Origin of the sequence: Winogradskyella sp. PC-19 (assembly GCF_002163855.1) — a bacterium.
In the GTDB taxonomy this organism is placed as follows: domain Bacteria; phylum Bacteroidota; class Bacteroidia; order Flavobacteriales; family Flavobacteriaceae; genus Winogradskyella.
This window is the reverse complement of sequence record NZ_CP019332.1, coordinates 1,854,011-1,874,238: the sequence shown is the minus strand read 5'-3', so window position 1 is coordinate 1,874,238 and position 20,228 is coordinate 1,854,011. Positions and strand designations below refer to the sequence as shown.

Genomic DNA, 20,228 nt, shown 5'->3' with positions numbered 1-20,228 from the left:
TAATGCTAAAAACTAGAGTCATTCCCGTACTATCTTTAAAGGGTAGTGGTATTATAAAAACACACAAGTTTAAAACACAGACCTACTTAGGAGACCCATTAAATGCGGTTAAGATTTTTAATGAAAAAGAAGTAGATGAACTAGTTATACTAGATATTTTCGCATCAAAAGAAAATAGAGAACCTAATTATTCAAAAATTAAGAATATAGCAACTGAATGTTTTATGCCATTAGCCTATGGTGGTGGAATAAAAACTATAGAACACATAAAAAAAGTTTTTGACCAAGGTGTTGAGAAGGTTATAATAAACTCAGCTTCTACTAATTATCAACTTATTACAAATGCAGCTAAAATTTATGGCACTCAAAGTATAGTAGTAAGTGTAGACATAAAAAAGAACATTTGGGGTAGTCATGAAGCCTATACTTTCTCTGGAACAAAGAAAAACAAGATAAGTTTGGATAGTCACATACAAAATATTGCAAAAGCTGGAGCGGGAGAACTTATTTTACAATCCATAGATAATGATAGTGTTATGAAAGGGTTTGATTTAAAATTAATAGAAAAGGTTTCAAATCAGTTAGAAATCCCTATTGTAGCTCTAGGCGGAGCAGGGGAACTTAATCATTTTAAAGAAGCTATAAGTCATGGTGCATCTGCAGTTGCAGCAGGAAGCATGTTTGTTTTTAAAGGAAAACATAGAGCTGTACTAATCAATTACCCTACTCAAAAAGATTTAAAAAACATACTAAACTAAATGAATTTAGAAGAGAATAAGCAAAACATTTGTAGTAGATGTGTGATGGATGGGTCAGATCCCGAAATAACATATAATAGTCAGGGCGTATGTAACCATTGTGAAAGATATGATAGTCTAGTACAAACAAGAACCTTTTCTGGAGATGTAGCAAAAACTGAATTAAGCAAAGTTATTGCCAGTATAAAAGCTAGTGGAAAAAACAAAGAGTACGACTGTATCATAGGTGTTTCTGGAGGTGTAGATAGTACATATGTTGCTTATCGCATTAAAGAAATGGGCTTAAACCCTTTAGCCATTCATTTTGATAATGGATGGAATTCAGAGCTAGCTGTAAGTAATATTGAAAAAACTCTAGATAAACTAGATATTGATTTACACACATATGTTATAGATTGGGATGTGTTTAGTGACTTACAAAAAGCTTTTTTAAATGCATCAACTCCAGATGGAGAAATCCCTACAGATCACGCTATCAATGCACTTTTATTTAAGGAAGCAAGCAAGAGAGGAATTAAATATATAATTAGCGGAATGAATTTTGCTACGGAATCTATGGCAGTAAGGATGTGGTCTTACGGACATTCTGATTGGACTTATATAAAAGACGTCTATAAAAAATTTGGTAATGGACAATCACTAAAACCTTACCCTCATTTTTCTTTCTTTGATTTGTTTAATTGGACCTTTCTAAAGAGAATTAAAGTTGTATCTATACTCAATTATATGGATTACAATAAAGATGAGGCTATGGAAGTTTTAAAAAACGAATTAGACTGGGTTTATTACGGAGGCAAACATTACGAGTCTGTATATACAAGATTTTATCAAGGATATATTTTGCCTAAAAAATTTAATATAGATAAACGAAGAGGCCATGTATCAGATTTAATTAGAGCAGGACAATTAACAAGAAAAGAAGCTCTTAAAGAACTTGAAAAAGAAACCTATCCTTCAGCCGAAATGTTAAATCATGATATGGATTTTGTTCATAAAAAATTTGATTATACAGAGAAAGAGTTTAATCAGATAATGAAACAACCTACTAAGAGCTTTTTAGAATTTAAAAATAAGGCTAGTAAGGTTGATAAAATTAAATTAGTTCTCAATTTTCTTAGAAAAAAAGGTATTCTTTCAAAATAATTTAAAAGTATACAATGGCAAAAAAAGTTTGGTTCATAAATCAATATATTACTTCTCCAAGTTTATGTGGACAAACGCATCGTCATTTTGCTTTAGCTAATCATCTTAAACACAACAATAGCGTAACTCTTTTTACAGGAAGTTATTCTCATATCCATCAAAACATCAGTAATAATGAAGTAAATGATGAGAACGGAATAAAAATAATCAACCTAAAGATTTTAAAGTATAGCTCTAGTATTTTCAGAATTTTAAACTTATTTCACTTTGCTCTAAAGCTTCGTTTTTTTAATTATAAGAAGTTAGAAAAGCCAGATGTTATTGTAATTTCTACAATGTCATTGTTTCCTTTGTTATTGATTAAATTCTTTAAGAAAAAATTCGAAGACGTTAAAATAGTTCATGAGATTAGAGATATATGGCCGCTTACACCTTTAGAATTAGCAGGATACTCAAAATCTCACCCATTCATTAAACTTTTGTCATATTGCGAAAAACTAGGTTACAACAATGCAGATTTTTTTGTATCTAATTTAGCAAACGCACACAATCATGTATATCAAGTTGTGCCTCACAGAAAACACATCCCTTTCGAGTGGATTTCAAATGGATTTGATGAGTCTGGCAGCCAAGAAGAGCTTAGTATTAAAGTAGAAAATAATATACCAAAAAGTAAATTTCTAATTGGTTATGCTGGCACAATAGGTAAAGCAAACTGTATGGAAGTCGTAGTTAGAGCTTTTAATTCATTGCAAAATAGTAATCTACATTTATGTTTAATTGGTTATGGAGATCAAGAAGGATATTTAAAAAGTATCTCAGGCAGTAATATTACCTTTCTTGGTAAGATCCCTAAACCGCAGGTGCAAAGCTTTTTAGAAAAAATGGATGCCTGCATATTAAGTTGGAAGAAGATAGAACTTTATAAATTTGGGATATCGCCAAATAAATTATTTGACTATTTGAATGCATCTAAGCCAGTAATTATGTGTGCTGATATAGAAAATACAATTATTCACAAATCAAATTGTGGTTGGGTTGTACCTGCAGAAGATGCAGACACTTTGAGTAAAGTGCTATATTCGGTAAGCAATATGGAAAATTCTGAATTAGAGAAGTATGGAGAAAGAGGCTATGATTATTTGAAAAACAATTTTTTATTCAAACAATTAGCAGAAAAATATCAAAAAGCAGTAATAGATGTTTTATAAGGAATTCTTTAAAAGATTATTAGATGTTTTCGCATCTCTTTTTGGACTTATTCTCTTAAGCCCAATATTTCTGATTATTACTGTTTTACTTACTTTCTATAATAGAGGAAGCGCTTTTTTCTTTCAAAGAAGGCCAGGCAAAAACGAAAAAATTTTTAAAGTCGTTAAGTTTAAAACAATGACTGATAATAAAGATAAGCAGGGGCAACTGTTGCCAGATGCTAAACGACTTACAGGCTTAGGTAAATTCATACGTAAAACCTCATTGGACGAAATCCCTCAACTATTTAATGTTCTCAAAGGAGATATGAGTCTAATAGGGCCAAGACCATTATTACCAGAGTATTTATCTTTGTATAATGAATTTCAAAAAACAAGGCATTACGTAAAACCAGGTATAACTGGTTGGGCACAAGTAAATGGAAGAAATGCTATTAGTTGGGAAAAGAAGTTTGAATATGATGTATGGTATGTGCAAAAAATCAGCTTCATATTGGATTTAAAAATACTGTTATTAACAGTAATTAAAGTCTTTAAATCAGAAGGAATAAATAATCAGGGACAAGCCACCACAACACCCTTTTTAGGAAATGAATGAATTTTATTTATATGGAGCAAGTGGTCATTGCAAAGTTATTATAGATATGATTTTACGTAATGGCGGAAATGTTGTCAAAGTATTTGATGATAATAAAGCAACTAAAGAAATCCTTAATATCAAAGTTAGTAGTGGTTTTAATCAAGATGAAGTTAAAGGAAACCTTATAATTTCTATTGGAAATAATCAGATTAGAAAAAAAATAGCAGAATCCATTCAAAAAGATGTTTTTTGCAAGCTAATACATCCAAATGCAATAGTTGATGCCTCTGTAGACATAGCTAAAGGTTCAGTAGTAATGGCCGGGGCAATAATTAATTCTTCGGTTAAAATTGGAAAACATTGTATAATAAACACAGCCTCTTCAATTGACCATGATTGTGTTATAGAGGATTATGTTCATGTATCCCCAAATTCAACTCTCTGTGGCAATACAAGAGTTGGTGAAGGCTCTCATGTAGGAGCGGGAAGTGTTATCATTCAGGGTGTAACAGTAGGGAAAAATGTAACCATAGGAGCTGGTAGCGTTATTATTTCTGATGTGCCAGATAACGTTACAATTGTTGGTAATCCGGGAAAAATAATAAAGAAAAAGAAATATGAAATCTAAGATATGGCTATCATCTCCTCATATGGGAGGTTCTGAACAAAAATTTGTCAAAGAAGCGTTTGATACTAACTGGATAGCGCCTTTAGGCCCTAATGTAATAGGTTTCGAGACTGATATAGAATCTTATTTAAAAGAAAATAAATATGTTGCTGGCCTATCCTCAGGAACAGCTGCTATACACTTGGCTTTATTACAGCTTGGAGTTTCTCGTGGAGATGAAGTTCTGTGTCAAACCTTTACTTTTTGCGGTTCTGCAAATCCAATAATTTATCAGGGCGCGACACCAATTTTTATTGATAGTGAAAATGAAACTTGGAACATGTGTCCAAATCATTTAGAAGAAGCCATAAAGGATAGAGTGTCAAAAGGAAAAAAACCAAAAGCAATTATTTTGGTGCATCTTTATGGCATGCCAGCTCAAGTTGATGAAATTTTAGAAGTAGCTGAGAAATATCAAATTCCACTAATTGAAGATGCTGCAGAGGCTTTAGGCTCTTCTTACAAAGGCAAGAAATGCGGTACTTTCGGTGATTATTCTATTTTATCTTTTAATGGAAATAAGATAATAACAACGTCTGGCGGTGGCGCTTTAATTTGTAATACTAAAGAACAAAAGAAAGAAACTATCTTTTATGCCACTCAGGCTCGAGATAATGCTCCACATTATCAACATTCTAAAGTTGGGTATAACTATAGAATGAGTAATATAAGCGCTGGTATTGGAAGAGGACAAATGGAAGTTCTTGACAAACATATTGGACTACGCCAAAAAATGAATGTATTTTACAAAAACCTTTTTAAAAATATTAGTGGAGTTAAGGTTTTTCAAGAATCAAACAATGACCGAATTTCAAATCATTGGTTAAGTTGTATTACAATCGAACAAGGTGCTAAAATTACAAGACAAAATTTCCAAAAAGCAATGTTAGAAGCAAACATTGAAACAAGACCACTATGGAAACCAATGCATCTTCAGCCTGTTTTTTTAAACTCAGCCTATTATGGAAATGATGAGAGCGAACAACTATTTTCAAAAGGACTGTGTCTTCCAAGTGGTTCTAACTTAAGTGAACAAGATAGAAATAGAATTTCCGAAACTGTTATAAAGCTAGTTGAAGAATCATAGATAAAGCCAAAAATTTAATTAATTTCTCTATTCTGATTATAATTAAGATATTTGCAAGCACTATAAATAGTAAACCCAAGAGATGTTAAAAAAATTTTGGCAAGCATTATATCAAGTATTAGATTCTAGTAAAAAACGACTAGATTTTAAAAACATAGGTTATTTGCCAAGATGGGCTATTTTGGGTTTTGACTCGACGATACTTCTTCTTTCCTTATTGACAACAAAATTGATTGTTAGTAAAATAAAAGATCAGGTTTTTGATTTTTCTTTTTCGACCACAGAAGTTGTTATAATATTTGTAAATATTGCCTTTTTTATTCTTTACAGGACTTATTCTGGATTGATTAGACATTCTACTTTTCTAGACGCAGTAAGGTTTTTAGTTGCCTCCATCTCAACTCTAATTACAATATTGGTAGCTTATTACATAGTTTATTTATATAGTGATTCTGAAATCATTTTTATACCTGCATTATTAATCTATACTGTCATTTCGTTTTGTGGATTATTTCTTTTTAGAGTATTAGTTAAGCAGGTTTTTGAGGTTTATTTAAATTATTCTGATAAAGAGAATGAGCTTAAAGTACTGGTTTATGGTACCGACGAAAATGCAATAACGATTGCAAGTGCGTTAAAATCAGAAAAACCGCACAGGTACTCAGTTTTAGGGTTTATTGATAAAACAGCCAAAAATAAGAGCAAGCAAATTTTAGGATTACCAATAGTAAATATTCAAAGGAATATTGCTGTTACATTAAGAATTCACAAAGCACAAGCATTAATATTAGCTGATAAAAAAATAACAAAGAAAGAAACAGTTGCCTTAATTGATAAGTGTCTAGATTACAACCTTAAGGTTTACAGAGCACCTTTGCTTTCAGATATAGAAGAAAACAAAAATATCACAAGTCAAATAGAGAAAATTCAGATTGAGGATATTTTAGAGCGTGACCCAATTAAGCTAGACAACAAGCTAGTGGCTAAAGAAATCTTCAATAAGTGTGTTTTTGTAACTGGCGGAGCAGGTTCTATAGGAAGCGAGATTGTAAGACAAATTGCGGGATATAAACCAAAAAAATTAGTCATTATAGACCAAGCGGAATCACCGCTATATCAAATACAATTAGAAATTAAAAATAGTTTTCCAAGTCTTGATTTTAAGGCCGTTGTTAATGATGTCAGAGATTTCAATAAAACAGAGACGTTGTTTAAGGAAAATAAACCAGACGTAGTTTATCATGCAGCTGCTTATAAACATGTGCCTCTGATGGAAAGTTATCCTTCAGAAGCTATTTTTGCTAATGTACTAGGATCAAAAAACATTGCAGATTTGTCATACAAATATAATGTGGCAAAGTTTGTAATGGTTTCTACTGATAAAGCTGTAAATCCAAGTAATGTTATGGGAGCTTCTAAGCGTATCGCTGAAATTTACATACAAGCATTACAAGATTATGCTGATAAAGATTTAAAGAAGTATACCAGTTTCGTAACTACAAGATTCGGAAATGTATTAGGAAGTAATGGCTCAGTTGTGCCTTTATTTAAAAGACAGATTGAAGAAGGAGGTCCTTTAACAATAACACACCCAGATATCATACGCTATTTTATGACCATTTCTGAAGCCTGTCAGTTAGTAATTGAGGCAGGAGCAATGGGTAATGGAGGAGAAGTATTTATATTTGATATGGGTGAGGCTGTAAAAATTATTGATTTAGCAAAAAAAATCATTCGACTTGCAGGATTTACACCTTATAAAGACATTGATATAAAAGTTATAGGACTTAGGCCAGGTGAAAAATTATATGAAGAACTGTTAAATGAGAAATCTTCAACACTCCCAACATATAATGACAAAATCATGATTGCTAAAGTTGAAACATATGATTATGAAAGCATTAATAGTGAAATTAGAGAGCTAATTGATTATGCGAAAAATCAGCAGACGGACAAAATCGTAAAGAAAATGAAAGCTATCGTTCCAGAATTCGTGAGTATGAATTCTGATTTCGAAAAATTAGATTTAAAAAGCTAGAATCTTAAAAAAATGAATTTAACAGTAGTAGGAACAGGTTATGTAGGCCTAGTGACAGGAACGTGTTTGGCAGAGACTGGTAATAACGTGCTTTGTATAGACATTGATAAAGATAAAATAGATACAATGAAAAAAGGTGAGGTTCCAATTTATGAACCTCATTTAGATATAATTTTTCAAAGAAATATTGATGCAGGTCGGCTTAATTTTTCGACAGAACTTCAAGATGGTTTAGACCATGGCGAAATTATATTTTTAGCACTACCAACACCTGAAGACGAAGACGGTTCGGCTGATTTAAAATATGTTTTAGGAGTTGCTGAAGACATAGGCAAACGCATTAAAGATTATAAAGTAATTGTTGGAAAAAGTACTGTCCCAGTCGGAACTTCAGAAAAAGTAAGAGCAGTAATATCAAAGCATACTGACGTAGATTTTGATGTTGTAAGTAACCCTGAATTTCTTCGCGAAGGATTTGCTGTAGATGATTTTTTAAAGCCCGAGCGTATTGTAATTGGCTCTAGGAGCGAAAAGGCTATTGAGAAAATAAAAAAACTTTATAAACCATACGTCAGGTCAGGTAATCCAATGATTGTAATGGACGAAAAGTCTGCAGAGCTAACAAAGTATGCGGCGAATTCTTTTTTAGCTACTAAAATTACTTTCATGAATGAGATTGCCAACTATTGCGAAAAAGTTGGTGCTGATGTTGATAAAGTAAGAATAGGTATGGGTACTGACTCACGAATTGGGAAACGTTTTTTATTTCCAGGAATTGGTTATGGAGGCTCTTGTTTTCCAAAGGATGTAAAAGCATTACACAAATCAGGGCAAGATTCTGATTATGATTTTCAAATTTTAGAAGCAGTAATAGATGTTAATCAAAAACAGAAAAAAGTATTGCTTCCTAAAATAAGAAACCATTTTAATAATACTTTGGCAGGCAAAAAAATTGCCATTTGGGGATTAGCTTTCAAGCCAGAGACAGATGACATAAGAGAAGCTCCGTCGTTAGAAATTATAAATGAGTTATTAGATGAAAATGCTATTATAACCGCTTTTGATCCTGAAGCAATGCCTAATGTAAAAAACAAACTAGGTGATAAAATAAAGTATGCAGATAACATGTATGATGCTTTAAATGAAGCTGAAGCACTAATAATTTGTACTGAGTGGAGTATTTTTAGAACTCCAAATTTTGGCAAGCTTCATGATTTGATGAAGGGAAAAATAATTTTTGATGGAAGAAACCTTTATGATGTCTCAGATGTAGTGAGTGAAGGGTTTGAGTATGTTTCTATAGGAAGATAATGAATAAGGATAAAAAAGTTTTAATAACAGGTGCAGCAGGATTTTTAGGGTCTCATTTATGTGATAAATTTGTAAACGAAGGATTTTTAGTAATCGGAATGGACAATTTTATTACAGGAGATAAGAGGAATATTGCTCATCTTGATGATCATCCTAATTTTAGATTTATAGAACACGATGTAACAGAATTCATTAAAATTGAAGGCGATTTACATTATATTCTTCATTTCGCCTCGCCAGCAAGTCCAATAGATTACCTAAAGATTCCAATTCAGACTTTAAAAGTCGGATCTCTAGGTACTCACAATTTATTAGGTTTAGCTAAAGCTAAAAATGCAAGAATTCTTATAGCTTCTACTTCCGAAGTTTATGGAGACCCGTTGGTACATCCTCAACCGGAAACGTATTTTGGTAATGTAAGCACAATAGGTCCAAGAGGTGTTTATGACGAAGCTAAGCGGTTTCAAGAATCTTTAACTATGGCTTATCATAGATTTCATGGTTTAGAAGTCCGCATTGTTAGAATATTTAATACATATGGCTCAAGGATGAGACTTAATGACGGAAGAGTAATACCGGCATTTATGGGTCAGGTTCTAAGAGGAGAAGATTTAACGGTATTTGGCGACGGTTTACAAACAAGATCATTCTGTTATGTAGACGACCAGATTGATGGTATATTTAAACTGTTATTTTCTGACTACTCATTCCCTGTAAATATTGGGAACCCATCAGAAACTACAATTTTAGATTTTGCGAAAGAGATTATTAAACTCGGTAAATCCAGCCAGAAAATAATTCATAAGCCACTTCCGGTAGACGACCCTTTAAAAAGGCGACCAGATATTACTTTAGCCAAAAAAATATTAGATTGGCAACCAAAAATTTCTCAAGAGACAGGAATGAAAATTACTTTTGATTATTTTAAGGGTTTAAGTCAAGAAGAACTTCATAAGAAAAACCATAAAGATTTTTCTAGTTATAATAAACATTAAAAATGAGCTACATCAGAGGAAGATATTCTTGGTTATTAAGGCCAGCTCTTATTTTCTTTGATGTAACTATTATTGTTTTTTTCGCATCTTATTTTATAGATTTTAAAACCTTTGGTTTACCATATTGGTCCATCGGATTCTTAAAAAGTAAAGCAACTTTCTTTGTTTTTTATGCTAGTATATTATGGTTAATATCGGCCTATTCAATTAAATTTTATAACGTTTATAGATATACAACAGCCTTAAATATCCTTGGACTTTTAATAAAACAATTTCTAATATTTTTCATTATTGTATTTGCATTTATTGGGTTTTATAGAGGAATAGAAATTAATAAAATTACAGTCTTAAAATACTTAGTAATAAGTATTTCGGTAATTGCATGTGTTAAATTTTTAATGTTCTTCGGGCTTAAAAAATACAGACAACACCTTAACGGAAATCATAGACGTGTATTAATTATTGGGAGCACTGAAGGAGCAAAAGATTTAAAACATTTTTTTACGACTAAGTCAGAATACGGATATGATTTATTAGGAGTATATAGCAATAATTCGTCTCAAAGTCCCAATGGAAATATTCAAGACGCAGTAAATTTTATTTCGAATAACAATTCCATTGACGAGATATATTGTGCTATGGACGAATTGTCCGAAAATGAAATAAACACCTTTGTAAAGTATGCAGAGCTTAACCAATGCAACATTAAGTTTATACCTAAAAGAGCTAATTTCTTTAACAAACGTTTAAAAACCGATTTCTATAATTACTTACCAGTATTATCAATCCAAGAAGTATCTTTAAATAAGCCCTTTAATAGAGTTTTAAAAAGAATATTCGATGTAGTTTTCTCAATATTAGTCATCGTTTTTATCTTATCTTGGTTAAGTGTTATTCTCTTTGTTTTAATAAAATTAGAGTCAAAAGGCCCACTATTTTACAAGCACAAACGTAATGGTATAAATTATAAGGAATTTAATTGCTATAAATTTAGATCGCTTCGTAAAGACTCTACAGAAGCAAATGATTATGTAAAAAAAGAAGATGTAAGAGTTACCAAAATTGGAAGATTTTTGAGACAAACAAGTTTAGATGAATTACCTCAATTTATAAATGTTTTTAAAGGCGACATGTCAGTAGTTGGTCCAAGACCACATATGATATCTTACACTGAGGCGTACTCAAAAAAAATTGATACATACAATTTTATATTCAGGCACAATGTAAAGCCAGGGGTTACTGGATTAGCACAAGTAAAGGGTTTTAGAGGTGAAGTCAAGACTGACGAAGACATTATAAACCGAGTTAAGTACGATATCTTTTATATCGAAAACTGGTCTGTATTACTCGATTTAGACATTATAGGCAAAACTATGATAGGCGTTCTCAAAGGAGATGAAAAAGCGTATTAAATTAAATTTTCAAAAGCTTCAATCTGATGCTTATTTTCAAAATTTGCAATTGCAGTTTTTTGTATTTTTTGTTTTTGGCCTGTACTAAAATCTGAAGCCTTTAAATTATTTAAAATAGAATTGAGAGCCTCATAGTTCCCAGCTTCAGCAACCCAACCTAATTTATTCTTTTCTACAACAGTTTCACCTTCGCCACCACCAAAATAAATAATCGGAAGCCCTAAGCGAGAGTATTCAAATATTTTTGAAGGTACAGAACCATAAATTCTATTAAGTAGCGGAATTATAGTGGCATCATATTTCATAAGTTCTTTATGAAGTTGTTTTCTACCTACACTTCCATGAAAAAATATTGGCAGATTGGGATTTTTTTTCAAAAAGGATTTAATCTGAATTTCTTCAGCACCAGCACCATAAATATGAAATTCGATATTAGAATAATCTAACTTATTACAAAGTTTTAAAACACCTTGGGCTATCCCTAATAGCCCTGCGTAAACCAACTTTATTTTAGTTGAATCTTTTGGATTTTCAGTATGAATTTTAGGTGGTTCAAAATCAGGAAAATTTCTGTAGAGTAGTGTCTCTTTTTGTGGTACAGTAGTTTTTATATGAGTTAAAATCTCTTCGCTTTGCCCCAAAATTAAATGTGCTTTTTTGTAATTGAAACTTTCAAGTTTTTGAAGTACGTTGTAACTAAATCCTTTTTTAATTGCTCCTAATTCAAAACCAGCACTAGGCCATAAGTCGCTAACATTAAGAATAAGCTTGTGCCTTTTTGAACGCAAAAAAAATAAAGATGTAAATGCCACGAGCAAAGGTGGCGAATTTACAATAACAGTTTCCGGAATTTTATTCCAAAGTATATACCAAGAGATACTAAAACTAAATGAAAGCATTGAGAACAAACGGATAAATTTGTTTTTGGATACTGAAGGCGATACCCAAAGCCTATTAACGCTAATATTATTGATAGTCTCCTTTGCGTTGTAATTCTCAAAAACTTTTCCAGTCGGATAATTAGGTAAAGGACAAATGACACTAACATTATGATTTTTAGAAAGTCCTTTTGCTAACTGAAAAATACGATTAGATGCCGCACCAATTTCTGGCGGAAAATAATTAGATATGATTAAAACCTCTTTCATTTTTTAAGAAACGTAAGATGTAAATTGTTTTAATTTACCGCTTTTAGAACGTTTTAGCATTTTACACTTTTCAAATGTAATAGTTATTCCATCTTCTAGGTATTGTATCATTGCCTTACGAATAGTTTTGTGTTGATTAGATGTTAATTCTAAGTCAGACACATAACTTATCTTAAAGTGATGTTTTTCTAATTGTTCTATGACAAATTCTTTGACGTTACCACCATCTTCAATGATGCTTTTAGTAATATAATAAAATGTAAGACCAGCAGCTTTTTTTCCACTTGGAAGAATGGCAATATCATTTGTACGTCCAATAAGTTTTTTTAGAATTGGCTGTTTTAGAGTGCTTTTTTCTGAAAGTATACCAATATCTCCAATATCATATCTAATAAACGGAAATGCTTTGTTGTACAGTGATGTAATAACTATACGACCTTCTTTGCCATTTTTGATAGGTTTATTATTCTCATCCAGAATCTCTACAAATAATGTTTCACTATTTACTTGCCACTCACCTTTAGGGTTTTCAAAGGCAATTAAATCCAATTCAGATGCCCCATATTCGTTAACAACAGGGATTCCAAATAGGTCCTCTAATAATTTTCTGTCGTCTTCAAATAACATTTCAGAAGTCACAATACATGCATTTAGAGTGGGACAAACGTCTTTTAAGACTATGTTTTTTCGATTTAAAAATTTAGCAAACTGAACGATAGGACTTGTGTAACCGTTAATGTAATCAAATCTTGTATTTCTAAATTTTGCGAGAACTTTCTCAAAAGCGATATCACTTAAATCAAAAACTGAAAATCGAAATCTATTAGCAAAAAAGTCTTTGATTCTTTCTTTATAGTAGCCTTTTTTATCAAGAGGAATTCCATAAAAACGAGCTTGCTTAGAATTATTAAAATCAATGTCATACCAAGAAAAACGATTTATAATCTCCGCCCAAGTTAGGGCGTGACAAAATTTGTCTTTAGCAAAAAGAAAAGGATCACCTGAAGAACCAGAAGTTTTATTAATATACACATCGGTTTCTTTAAAAGTTGAAGATAATAATTGATTTAATGGCTGTTGTAGATCTTTTTTAGTCAGTATTGGGATGTTATTCCAATTACTATGATTGACATTCTCTAATTTAGATTTATAATAATTATTGTGCTCCAAATGATACTCTAAGATATTTCTCTTTTGCTGTTGAGTATAAATCTCAAATACGGCTTCATTTTTATTTTGTATTTCGGATAAGTGCCGTTTGGCTTTGTTAATATCAAAGCCTTTTGCTCGTAATGAAAGGTCAAATAATCGCAAAAAAGTAGAAGCCTAAAGGTTTATGTAAATTAATTGTTTTTTAAGCGTAAAAGCAATTATTTTTGCGCAAACAACACACAACTCATGAACATTCTTGTCCTTGGCTCAGGTGGTAGAGAGCATACTTTTGCATGGAAATTAGCACAAAGTCCGTTATGTAAAGCCTTATTTGTTGCACCAGGAAACTCTGGTACAGCAGCTATTGCAATGAATTTACCTATTGCTGTTACGGATTTCGACGCGATAAAGAAAGCAGTTTTAGACAATCATATAGATATCGTGGTTGTTGGACCAGAAGACCCATTAGTTCAGGGTATTCATGATTTTTTCTTAAATGACGATGCTTTAAAGTCAGTAAAAGTTATTGGGCCGCAAAAAGCTGCTGCAGAGTTAGAAGGTAGTAAGGAATTTGCCAAAGAGTTTATGATGCGTCATAACATTCCAACTGCCGCTTACCAAAGTTTTACAGCTTCAAATTTAGAAGATGGGTATCAATTTTTAGAAACTTTAAAGCCACCATATGTACTTAAAGCCGATGGATTAGCAGCCGGCAAAGGTGTTTTAATTCTCGATAATTTAGATGAAGCAAAAGCAGAATTAAAAGAAATGCTGGTTGATTCTAAATTCGGAAACGCAAGTACAAAAGTGGTTATCGAAGAATTTCTTGAAGGAATAGAGTTAAGCTGTTTTGTTCTTACAGACGGAATAGATTATAAAATTTTACCAACAGCAAAAGACTATAAGCGTATTGGAGAAGGTGACACTGGACTAAACACTGGAGGAATGGGAGCTATATCTCCAGTACCTTTTGCAACCAAAGAATTTTTAGATAAAATTGAAAATCGAGTAGTAAAGCCTACCATCGAAGGTCTTAAAAAGGATAATTTGCCATACGTTGGATTTGTGTTTATTGGCCTTATAAAGGTTGGTGATGACCCAAAAGTAATTGAATATAATGTGCGTATGGGTGACCCAGAAACAGAAGTTGTTTTGCCAAGACTTAAAACAGATTTGGTTGAAATATTTACTGCTATGGGGAACCAAACACTCTCAGATATTAACCTTGAAATTGATAATCGAGCAGCAACAACAGTCATGCTAGTTTCTGGTGGATATCCTGAAGCGTACGAAAAAGGAAAAGAAATTATAGGCTTAGAAACTATAAAAGATTCTATTCCGTTTCATGCAGGAGCACAGCTAAAGGGTGATAAAGTTGTAACTTCTGGTGGTAGAGTTATGGCGATTACGTCATTTGGTGAGACCTATAACGAGGCCATAAAAAAATCTTACCAAACCATAGAAAATTTATGTTTTGATAAGATATATTATAGAAAAGATATCGGTTTCGACTTATAAATAAGAGTGAGACGAAACGCTTTTATCTTCTTCGTTGTTATCGTTAAATTTTTTAAGCTGTAGCATCCAGTATACAAATGCAACCATACCAATTAACATAAAAAACCATGACATTGCATTAGCAGCAAACCAGTTTTCTAGCTCTAAAGCTCTAAGTGCATCAAACGGAGCAAAAAGTGTATTTACAAATAAATCTTGTATTGCGTAAAAGAAATCCTTCATAACTTTAATAAATTTACATTGCAAAAATACAAATTCCGCAGATGATTACAAGTATTTTTAGTAAATCAAAGCCTATAAACTATGTAATAGTTATGGTTGTGCTTGTTATCGCATTTGTACTTCATTTTTTTGATGAGGCAAATGGCGATAATTCGTCTGTTGTTTTAAGCTTTATAGGACTAAGTATAGGCTTATTTTATGTTTTTATTACAGATTTTATTATTTCAAAAAACGATTTGACCAAAAGACATAGCTATGGCATTATGTTATTAACTTTGTTGTTTGTTGTGTTCCCTGAAGTTTTTGGCAATATTAATAGCATGGTCGCTAATTTATTAGTGTTATTTGCCTTAAGACGTTTATTAAGCCTTCATACAAAGCGTGATTTAAGCAAAAAGTTTTTTGATGCTGTATTTTGGATTGCTTTATCTTCTTTATTTTACACTTGGACTTTATTGTATTTAATTTTAGTGCTTGTAGCCTTGGGATATTATTGGCAAAATGAAGGGAAGTATATTGTTGTTTCCCTTTTTGGAATTATTACTGTTTTTGTTTTACTGGTACTTTATAATATTATTTTTAAAGATCAATATTTCCCTCAAAGTAATTTTGATTTTAGCTACAATTTAGATTTTTCAAATTACAATAGCCTAGGCAAAATTATAAGATTTACTGTTGTTATAGCACTGTACATATGGGGCTTGATATTTTATTTCAAGAATATTTCAGAAAAAAACAAAAAACTTAAACCCATTCATAATCTAGTAGTATTAGCGTCTATTATAGCTTTAATAATTGGTGTATTATCACCCATTAAAACTGGTAATGAAGTTGTGTTTTTTATGCTGCCATTTTCTATTATTATTGCTAATTATATAGAAACGGTTGAAGAGCTTTGGTTTAAAGAAATATTTGTGGCACTTTTAATTTTAGTACCAATCTTAGACTTATTGTTGTAATTTTTCTCCAAATGCCAAGTCCCCAGCATCACCAAGTCCAGGTACTATATAGCCTTTACTGTTTAATTCTTTGTCAATAGCAGCTATCCACAAGTGCGCATCAGCATCAAAACTTTCGGAAACAAAATCAACACCTTTTTGAGCCCCAATGACACTAACTAAATGAATTTCTTTTGGAGTGCCAAAAGGTTTTAAAGCCTCAAAAGTAGCAAGCATAGATTGTCCTGTTGCTAACATTGGGTCTGCTAGAATTAATGTCTTGTTTTCAAGACTTGGGCAAGCTAAATACTCTACCACAATTTCAAAACTTTCAGGGTTATCTTTATGATGCCTGTATGCCGAAATAAAAGCATTTTCTGCGGTATCAAAATAATTAAGGAGACCGTTATGTAAAGGAACACCAGCTCTTAAAATTGAGCATAAAACAATATCATTTTCATGTAAATTGGTTTGTAAATTTCCCAATGGCGTTTCTATTGCTTGAGAATTAAACTGTAGCGATTTGCTTAATTCGTAACCTAAAACTTCTCCAATACGCTCTATGTTTCGTCTAAAGCGCATACTGTCTTTCTGAATAGTTTTATGTCTAATCTCAGATAAAAATGTATTTAAAATTGAAGGCGTATCAGAAAGATGATGAATGTGCATATGTGAGTCTTATATATTGAATGTTAAAGTTAATAATTCAGACTATATTTGCAGAACTAAATTTATTACAATGTTTTCAGAAAAAGCAAATACTATATTTCAAGATGTTATTAAGACTTACAAAGTGCTTAATACTGTTGACCAGCCTTTTACAAATAAGTACCATAAGAACGAAGATGTGATTTCACATTTATTATACAGAAAATGTTGGATTGATACAGTTCAATGGGCTTATGAAGACATCATTAGAGACCCAAATATCGAACCAGTAGCTGCCCTTAAATTAAAACGAATGATTGATGCGTCTAACCAAGATCGTACCGACACTGTAGAATATATTGATAGCTATTTTTTAGACAAATACAAAGACGTACAGCCTAAAGCTGATGCAAAAATCAACTCAGAAAGTCCTGCTTGGGTTATAGATCGCTTATCTATTTTGGCTTTAAAAATCTACCACATGCATTTAGAAACTGTACGAGATGATGCTAGTGATTCTCATAAAGCCGCTTGCCAGAAAAAATTAGATGTTTTATTAGAGCAACGTGTAGATTTAAGTACAGCTTTAGATGACTTACTAAATGATATCGCTAATGGCGACAAGTACATGAAAGTTTACAAACAAATGAAAATGTACAACGATGACGAACTTAATCCAGTTTTAAGAGGTCAGAAATAAATTTATTTGTCATTCTGAACTGTCAGACTTAGCCTGTCGAAGCCGAAGTGAAGAATCTCACTTTTGAAAGTGATATTTTGACTTTAGTTTATACTGAGCTAGTCGAAGTGCTCAACACGATATTTTAATTCATGCCAAAACCTAAACACATACTCGTTTTACGCTTTTCAGCTATGGGAGATGTGGCAATGTCTGTTCCTGTAATAAGAGCTTTTACTTCTCAATACCCAGATGTAAAAGTTACTATAGTTACTCGCGGATTTTTTGCTCCTTTTTTTAGAGTAATAAAAAATGTTGAAGTTTTTGAAGTAGATTTAAAAGCAAAGTATAAAGGTATTTTAGGACTTTATAAACTATCAAAAGAATTAAGGCATCTAAATTTTGATGCTATTGCAGATATACACAATGTCTTGCGAACTAAAATCCTTAAATTATTCTTTGTAGGTAAAAAAGTCATTCAGATAGACAAAGGACGAGCAGAAAAGAAAGCATTGGTTTCTGGTCAAAAGTTTGAACAGCTTAAAACCACCTATAAACGTTACGCTGATGTTTTTGAAAAACTAGGCTTTCCAATAGATTTATCAAATCCGATTTTTCCAAAAAAGGTTGAACTAGACTCTAAATCAAAAGCTTTTATTAGCAACTTAAGTTTGCCAATTATCGGCATTGCGCCTTTTGCAGCATTTGAAGGGAAAATGTATCCATTAGAACAAATGAAATTGGTAATACATCAATTAGCCAAAAACAATAATATTATTTTATTTGGTGGAGGAAGTGCAGAAATTCTTCAACTCAATCAAATTGAAGCTCAAACACCAAACACGACATCTGTTGCGGGAAAATTAAGTTTAGATGAAGAGTTAGATATTATTTCAAACTTAAACGTTATGTTATCTATGGATTCTGGTAATGCGCATATAGCAGCAATGCTAGGTGTGAAAGTTGTTACTATTTGGGGTGTGACACATCCTTTTGCAGGGTTTATGCCATTTAATCAACCAAAAGATTATGCACTGCTCGCCAATAGAGAAAAGTATCCTCAAATACCAACATCTATTTACGGCAACAAACAACCTGAAGGTTACGAGAATGCAGCTGGAAGTATTTCTGTAGAAAGTATTGTGACTAATATTGAGTCTATTTTATCTAACTAATCTAAAAAGTCTAGCTATCTATCTTAAACATCATCATAATCCACAACAATCTTTGGTGTTGTTGGATGTGCCTGACACGTTAAAATTAAGCCTTCAGCAACTTCATTATCAGTTAAGATATTGTTTTGACGCATAGTAGCTTCACCTTCTGTAACACGAGCGATACAACTACTACAAATACCACCTTGACAAGAATAAGGCGCATCCACATCTTGCTTTAGTGCAGCATCTAGTATAGAAACGTCTTGAGCCATTTCAAACTCAAACTCTTCATCATCAACGATAACTTTAAGTTGTGATTTTCCATCACCAATTTCGCTTGACGAATCAGTCGCCTCTGTTGGTGCTGTAAATAATTCGAAGAAAATTTTCTTCTCTTTGATATTGTTTTCAATCAGCACATCTTTAACAGTGTGTATCATTTGTTCTGGACCGCAAATGTAAAAGCTATCGATAGTAACACCTTTATATTTGTTTTTCACAATAAGGTTCACAGTGCTTTTTTCGATACGTCCAAAAAGCGCATCCGTTTCTTGCGATTGGCTATAGATAAAATGCACGTGAAAGCGATTACCATAATGCTGTTTTAATTCAAGAATATCTTTAGCAAACATGGCGTCGTTCAATTTTTTATTTCCGTAAACGAGAATAAAATTACTAAAGGGTTCGTCTTCTAAAAGTGTCTTGACAATGCTCAATATTGGTGTTATTCCACTACCTGCAGCAAATGCCGCTACTGTTCTTGTATTTGCCTCATTAGCTTCAAAAACAAAACGACCGTTTGGTTCTGCAACTTCTAGAGTATCACCTGCATTTAATTTTTCGTTTGCATAAACTGAAAAAGTACCATCTTCTACTTCCTTTATGGCGACAGTTAAATCTCCGCTATTAACCGAAGAACAAATCGAATAGTCTCGACGAACCTCTTTACCGTTTATTTCAGTTTTAAGCGTTATATATTGTCCCGCTTTGTATGTAAAGCTGTTTTTTAAGTTTTCAGGAATATCAAAAGTGATTTCTACAGATTTTTCTGTAACACGGTCAATTGATGATATGTTTAGTTTATGAAATTGTGCCATTGCAATATTTTTGTGCAAAAATAGGCAATCCATGTGTAGTCATGCAAAGTTTCTGAACCTTGTAAGTCTTAATTTTTGTTAAACTACATACCTAAGTAATTAATGCATAAGAAAATTATGTATATATTTGTGATATGAGTAATTCTAAACTATATAAGGGCAGTTTAACCACAATTATTTTGAAGCTTTTGAATGAGCACGACAAAATGTATGGTTACGAGATTACCCAAAAAGTAAAGGCATTAACCAAAGGCGAACTAAAAATCACCGAAGGTGCTTTGTATCCTGCTTTGCACAAGTTAGAAGCCGAAGGTTTATTAGATGTTGAGGTCGCTAAAGTAGATAATCGCTTGCGTAAGTATTATAAATTGACTGAAACAGGTACTAAAGAAACGGTTAGTAAACTCGAAGAATTAGCAGAGTATATCAAAACTATGCAAGCTTTGGTAAATCCTAAACTGGCTTAG

At 32.1% G+C, this 20,228-nt stretch carries 20 protein-coding genes; 15 read left to right on the top strand and 5 right to left on the bottom strand.

Translation table 11 applies throughout. The features are described 5' to 3' along the window. Window positions 1-2: 2 nt before the first annotated feature. The 10 genes from BTO05_RS08545 to BTO05_RS08500 all read left to right on the top strand — a co-directional run bounded on the left by BTO05_RS08545 (window position 3) and on the right by BTO05_RS08500 (window position 11,202). On the top strand, window positions 3-758 hold the full coding sequence (locus BTO05_RS08545; protein ID WP_087492263.1) for an AglZ/HisF2 family acetamidino modification protein: 756 nt from the start codon (window positions 3-5) through the stop codon (window positions 756-758). Continuing rightward, entirely contained in the window at window positions 759-1,901 is a 1,143-nt protein-coding gene (locus BTO05_RS08540; protein WP_087492262.1) for an N-acetyl sugar amidotransferase, read from the top strand. It begins immediately after the preceding gene. 14 nt (window positions 1,902-1,915) lie between these two features. Next, window positions 1,916-3,112 (top strand): glycosyltransferase family 4 protein, encoded by a 1,197-nt coding sequence (locus tag BTO05_RS08535; protein WP_087492261.1) that lies wholly within the window; start codon window positions 1,916-1,918, stop codon window positions 3,110-3,112. After that, window positions 3,102-3,710, top strand: a complete 609-nt coding sequence (locus BTO05_RS08530; RefSeq protein WP_087492260.1) for a sugar transferase — start codon at window positions 3,102-3,104, stop codon at window positions 3,708-3,710. The genes BTO05_RS08535 and BTO05_RS08530 overlap by 11 nt, the downstream gene beginning before the upstream one ends. Next, window positions 3,703-4,320 carry an acetyltransferase gene (locus BTO05_RS08525; RefSeq protein WP_087492259.1) on the top strand — a complete coding sequence of 206 codons (618 nt, stop codon included), beginning with the start codon at window positions 3,703-3,705 and terminating at the stop codon, window positions 4,318-4,320. Before BTO05_RS08530 ends, BTO05_RS08525 begins: the two co-directional genes overlap by 8 nt. Continuing rightward, a complete protein-coding gene (locus BTO05_RS08520) occupies window positions 4,310-5,446 on the top strand; it encodes a DegT/DnrJ/EryC1/StrS family aminotransferase (protein ID WP_087492258.1) in 1,137 nt (378 codons plus the stop codon). Before BTO05_RS08525 ends, BTO05_RS08520 begins: the two co-directional genes overlap by 11 nt. An 82-nt stretch (window positions 5,447-5,528) precedes the next feature. Then, a complete protein-coding gene (locus tag BTO05_RS08515) occupies window positions 5,529-7,484 on the top strand; it encodes a polysaccharide biosynthesis protein (protein WP_087492257.1) in 1,956 nt (651 codons plus the stop codon). Between the two features lie 12 nt (window positions 7,485-7,496). Then, window positions 7,497-8,795 carry a UDP-glucose dehydrogenase family protein gene (locus BTO05_RS08510; protein ID WP_087492256.1) on the top strand — a complete coding sequence of 433 codons (1,299 nt, stop codon included), beginning with the start codon at window positions 7,497-7,499 and terminating at the stop codon, window positions 8,793-8,795. Further along, entirely contained in the window at window positions 8,795-9,790 is a 996-nt protein-coding gene (locus BTO05_RS08505) for a UDP-glucuronic acid decarboxylase family protein (RefSeq protein WP_087492255.1), read from the top strand. The genes BTO05_RS08510 and BTO05_RS08505 overlap by 1 nt, the downstream gene beginning before the upstream one ends. Before the next feature lie 2 nt (window positions 9,791-9,792). Beyond that, on the top strand, window positions 9,793-11,202 hold the full coding sequence (locus BTO05_RS08500; protein WP_087492254.1) for an exopolysaccharide biosynthesis polyprenyl glycosylphosphotransferase: 1,410 nt from the start codon (window positions 9,793-9,795) through the stop codon (window positions 11,200-11,202). On the opposite strand, the gene BTO05_RS08495 is transcribed toward BTO05_RS08500, so the two are convergent. Continuing rightward, entirely contained in the window at window positions 11,199-12,350 is a 1,152-nt protein-coding gene (locus tag BTO05_RS08495) for a glycosyltransferase family 4 protein (protein ID WP_087492253.1), read from the bottom strand. The genes BTO05_RS08500 and BTO05_RS08495 overlap by 4 nt on opposite strands. 3 nt (window positions 12,351-12,353) lie before the next feature. After that, on the bottom strand, window positions 12,354-13,664 hold the full coding sequence (locus BTO05_RS08490) for a phenylacetate--CoA ligase family protein (protein WP_087492252.1): 1,311 nt from the start codon (window positions 13,662-13,664) through the stop codon (window positions 12,354-12,356). An 84-nt stretch (window positions 13,665-13,748) separates the two neighbouring features. Here BTO05_RS08490 and purD point away from each other — a divergent pair, with 84 nt between their 5' ends. Continuing rightward, a complete protein-coding gene (gene purD, locus BTO05_RS08485; RefSeq protein WP_087492251.1) occupies window positions 13,749-15,020 on the top strand; it encodes a phosphoribosylamine--glycine ligase in 1,272 nt (423 codons plus the stop codon). Here purD and BTO05_RS08480 read toward each other — a convergent pair. Then, entirely contained in the window at window positions 15,015-15,242 is a 228-nt protein-coding gene (locus tag BTO05_RS08480) for a DUF6341 family protein (RefSeq protein ID WP_087492250.1), read from the bottom strand. The two genes, purD and BTO05_RS08480, sit on opposite strands and share 6 nt — an antisense overlap. Before the next feature lie 41 nt (window positions 15,243-15,283). On the opposite strand from BTO05_RS08480, the gene BTO05_RS08475 reads away from it, so the two are divergent. After that, window positions 15,284-16,201 carry a DUF6427 family protein gene (locus BTO05_RS08475; RefSeq protein ID WP_087492249.1) on the top strand — a complete coding sequence of 306 codons (918 nt, stop codon included), beginning with the start codon at window positions 15,284-15,286 and terminating at the stop codon, window positions 16,199-16,201. Here the strand turns inward: BTO05_RS08475 and upp are convergent. After that, entirely contained in the window at window positions 16,190-16,849 is a 660-nt protein-coding gene (gene upp, locus BTO05_RS08470; protein WP_087492248.1) for a uracil phosphoribosyltransferase, read from the bottom strand. The two genes, BTO05_RS08475 and upp, sit on opposite strands and share 12 nt — an antisense overlap. Before the next feature lie 70 nt (window positions 16,850-16,919). On the opposite strand from upp, the gene BTO05_RS08465 reads away from it, so the two are divergent. Both BTO05_RS08465 and BTO05_RS08460 read left to right on the top strand, forming a co-directional pair. After that, window positions 16,920-17,528: a DUF4254 domain-containing protein gene (locus tag BTO05_RS08465; protein ID WP_087492247.1), complete on the top strand. Its 609-nt coding sequence runs from the start codon at window positions 16,920-16,922 to the stop codon at window positions 17,526-17,528. A gap of 131 nt (window positions 17,529-17,659) precedes the next feature. Beyond that, window positions 17,660-18,682 (top strand): glycosyltransferase family 9 protein, encoded by a 1,023-nt coding sequence (locus BTO05_RS08460; RefSeq protein ID WP_232459724.1) that lies wholly within the window; start codon window positions 17,660-17,662, stop codon window positions 18,680-18,682. Window positions 18,683-18,705: 23 nt separating this feature from the next. On the opposite strand, the gene BTO05_RS08455 is transcribed toward BTO05_RS08460, so the two are convergent. Next, window positions 18,706-19,761, bottom strand: coding sequence for a ferredoxin--NADP reductase (locus BTO05_RS08455; RefSeq protein WP_087493317.1), 1,056 nt, complete (start codon window positions 19,759-19,761; stop codon window positions 18,706-18,708). Window positions 19,762-19,895: 134 nt separating this feature from the next. On the opposite strand from BTO05_RS08455, the gene BTO05_RS08450 reads away from it, so the two are divergent. Continuing rightward, window positions 19,896-20,228 (top strand): PadR family transcriptional regulator, encoded by a 333-nt coding sequence (locus tag BTO05_RS08450; RefSeq protein WP_087492245.1) that lies wholly within the window; start codon window positions 19,896-19,898, stop codon window positions 20,226-20,228.

Excerpts from the sequence above, each read along its gene's own strand:
- upp (WP_087492248.1), bottom strand. The coding sequence starts at position 16,849 with ATGCACATTCATCATCTTTCTGATACGCCTTCAATTTTAAATACATTT.
- BTO05_RS08460 (WP_232459724.1), top strand. The coding sequence starts at position 17,660 with ATGCCAAAACCTAAACACATACTCGTTTTACGCTTTTCAGCTATGGGA.
- BTO05_RS08495 (WP_087492253.1), bottom strand. The coding sequence starts at position 12,350 with ATGAAAGAGGTTTTAATCATATCTAATTATTTTCCGCCAGAAATTGGT.
- BTO05_RS08455 (WP_087493317.1), bottom strand. The coding sequence starts at position 19,761 with ATGGCACAATTTCATAAACTAAACATATCATCAATTGACCGTGTTACA.
- BTO05_RS08500 (WP_087492254.1), top strand. The coding sequence starts at position 9,793 with ATGAGCTACATCAGAGGAAGATATTCTTGGTTATTAAGGCCAGCTCTT.
- BTO05_RS08540 (WP_087492262.1), top strand. The coding sequence starts at position 759 with ATGAATTTAGAAGAGAATAAGCAAAACATTTGTAGTAGATGTGTGATG.
- BTO05_RS08505 (WP_087492255.1), top strand. The coding sequence starts at position 8,795 with ATGAATAAGGATAAAAAAGTTTTAATAACAGGTGCAGCAGGATTTTTA.
- BTO05_RS08480 (WP_087492250.1), bottom strand. The coding sequence starts at position 15,242 with ATGAAGGATTTCTTTTACGCAATACAAGATTTATTTGTAAATACACTT.
- BTO05_RS08520 (WP_087492258.1), top strand. The coding sequence starts at position 4,310 with ATGAAATCTAAGATATGGCTATCATCTCCTCATATGGGAGGTTCTGAA.
- BTO05_RS08465 (WP_087492247.1), top strand. The coding sequence starts at position 16,920 with ATGTTTTCAGAAAAAGCAAATACTATATTTCAAGATGTTATTAAGACT.
- BTO05_RS08545 (WP_087492263.1), top strand. The coding sequence starts at position 3 with ATGCTAAAAACTAGAGTCATTCCCGTACTATCTTTAAAGGGTAGTGGT.
- BTO05_RS08535 (WP_087492261.1), top strand. The coding sequence starts at position 1,916 with ATGGCAAAAAAAGTTTGGTTCATAAATCAATATATTACTTCTCCAAGT.
- BTO05_RS08515 (WP_087492257.1), top strand. The coding sequence starts at position 5,529 with ATGTTAAAAAAATTTTGGCAAGCATTATATCAAGTATTAGATTCTAGT.
- BTO05_RS08525 (WP_087492259.1), top strand. The coding sequence starts at position 3,703 with ATGAATGAATTTTATTTATATGGAGCAAGTGGTCATTGCAAAGTTATT.
- BTO05_RS08450 (WP_087492245.1), top strand. The coding sequence starts at position 19,896 with ATGAGTAATTCTAAACTATATAAGGGCAGTTTAACCACAATTATTTTG.
- BTO05_RS08475 (WP_087492249.1), top strand. The coding sequence starts at position 15,284 with ATGATTACAAGTATTTTTAGTAAATCAAAGCCTATAAACTATGTAATA.
- purD (WP_087492251.1), top strand. The coding sequence starts at position 13,749 with ATGAACATTCTTGTCCTTGGCTCAGGTGGTAGAGAGCATACTTTTGCA.
- BTO05_RS08530 (WP_087492260.1), top strand. The coding sequence starts at position 3,102 with ATGTTTTATAAGGAATTCTTTAAAAGATTATTAGATGTTTTCGCATCT.
- BTO05_RS08510 (WP_087492256.1), top strand. The coding sequence starts at position 7,497 with ATGAATTTAACAGTAGTAGGAACAGGTTATGTAGGCCTAGTGACAGGA.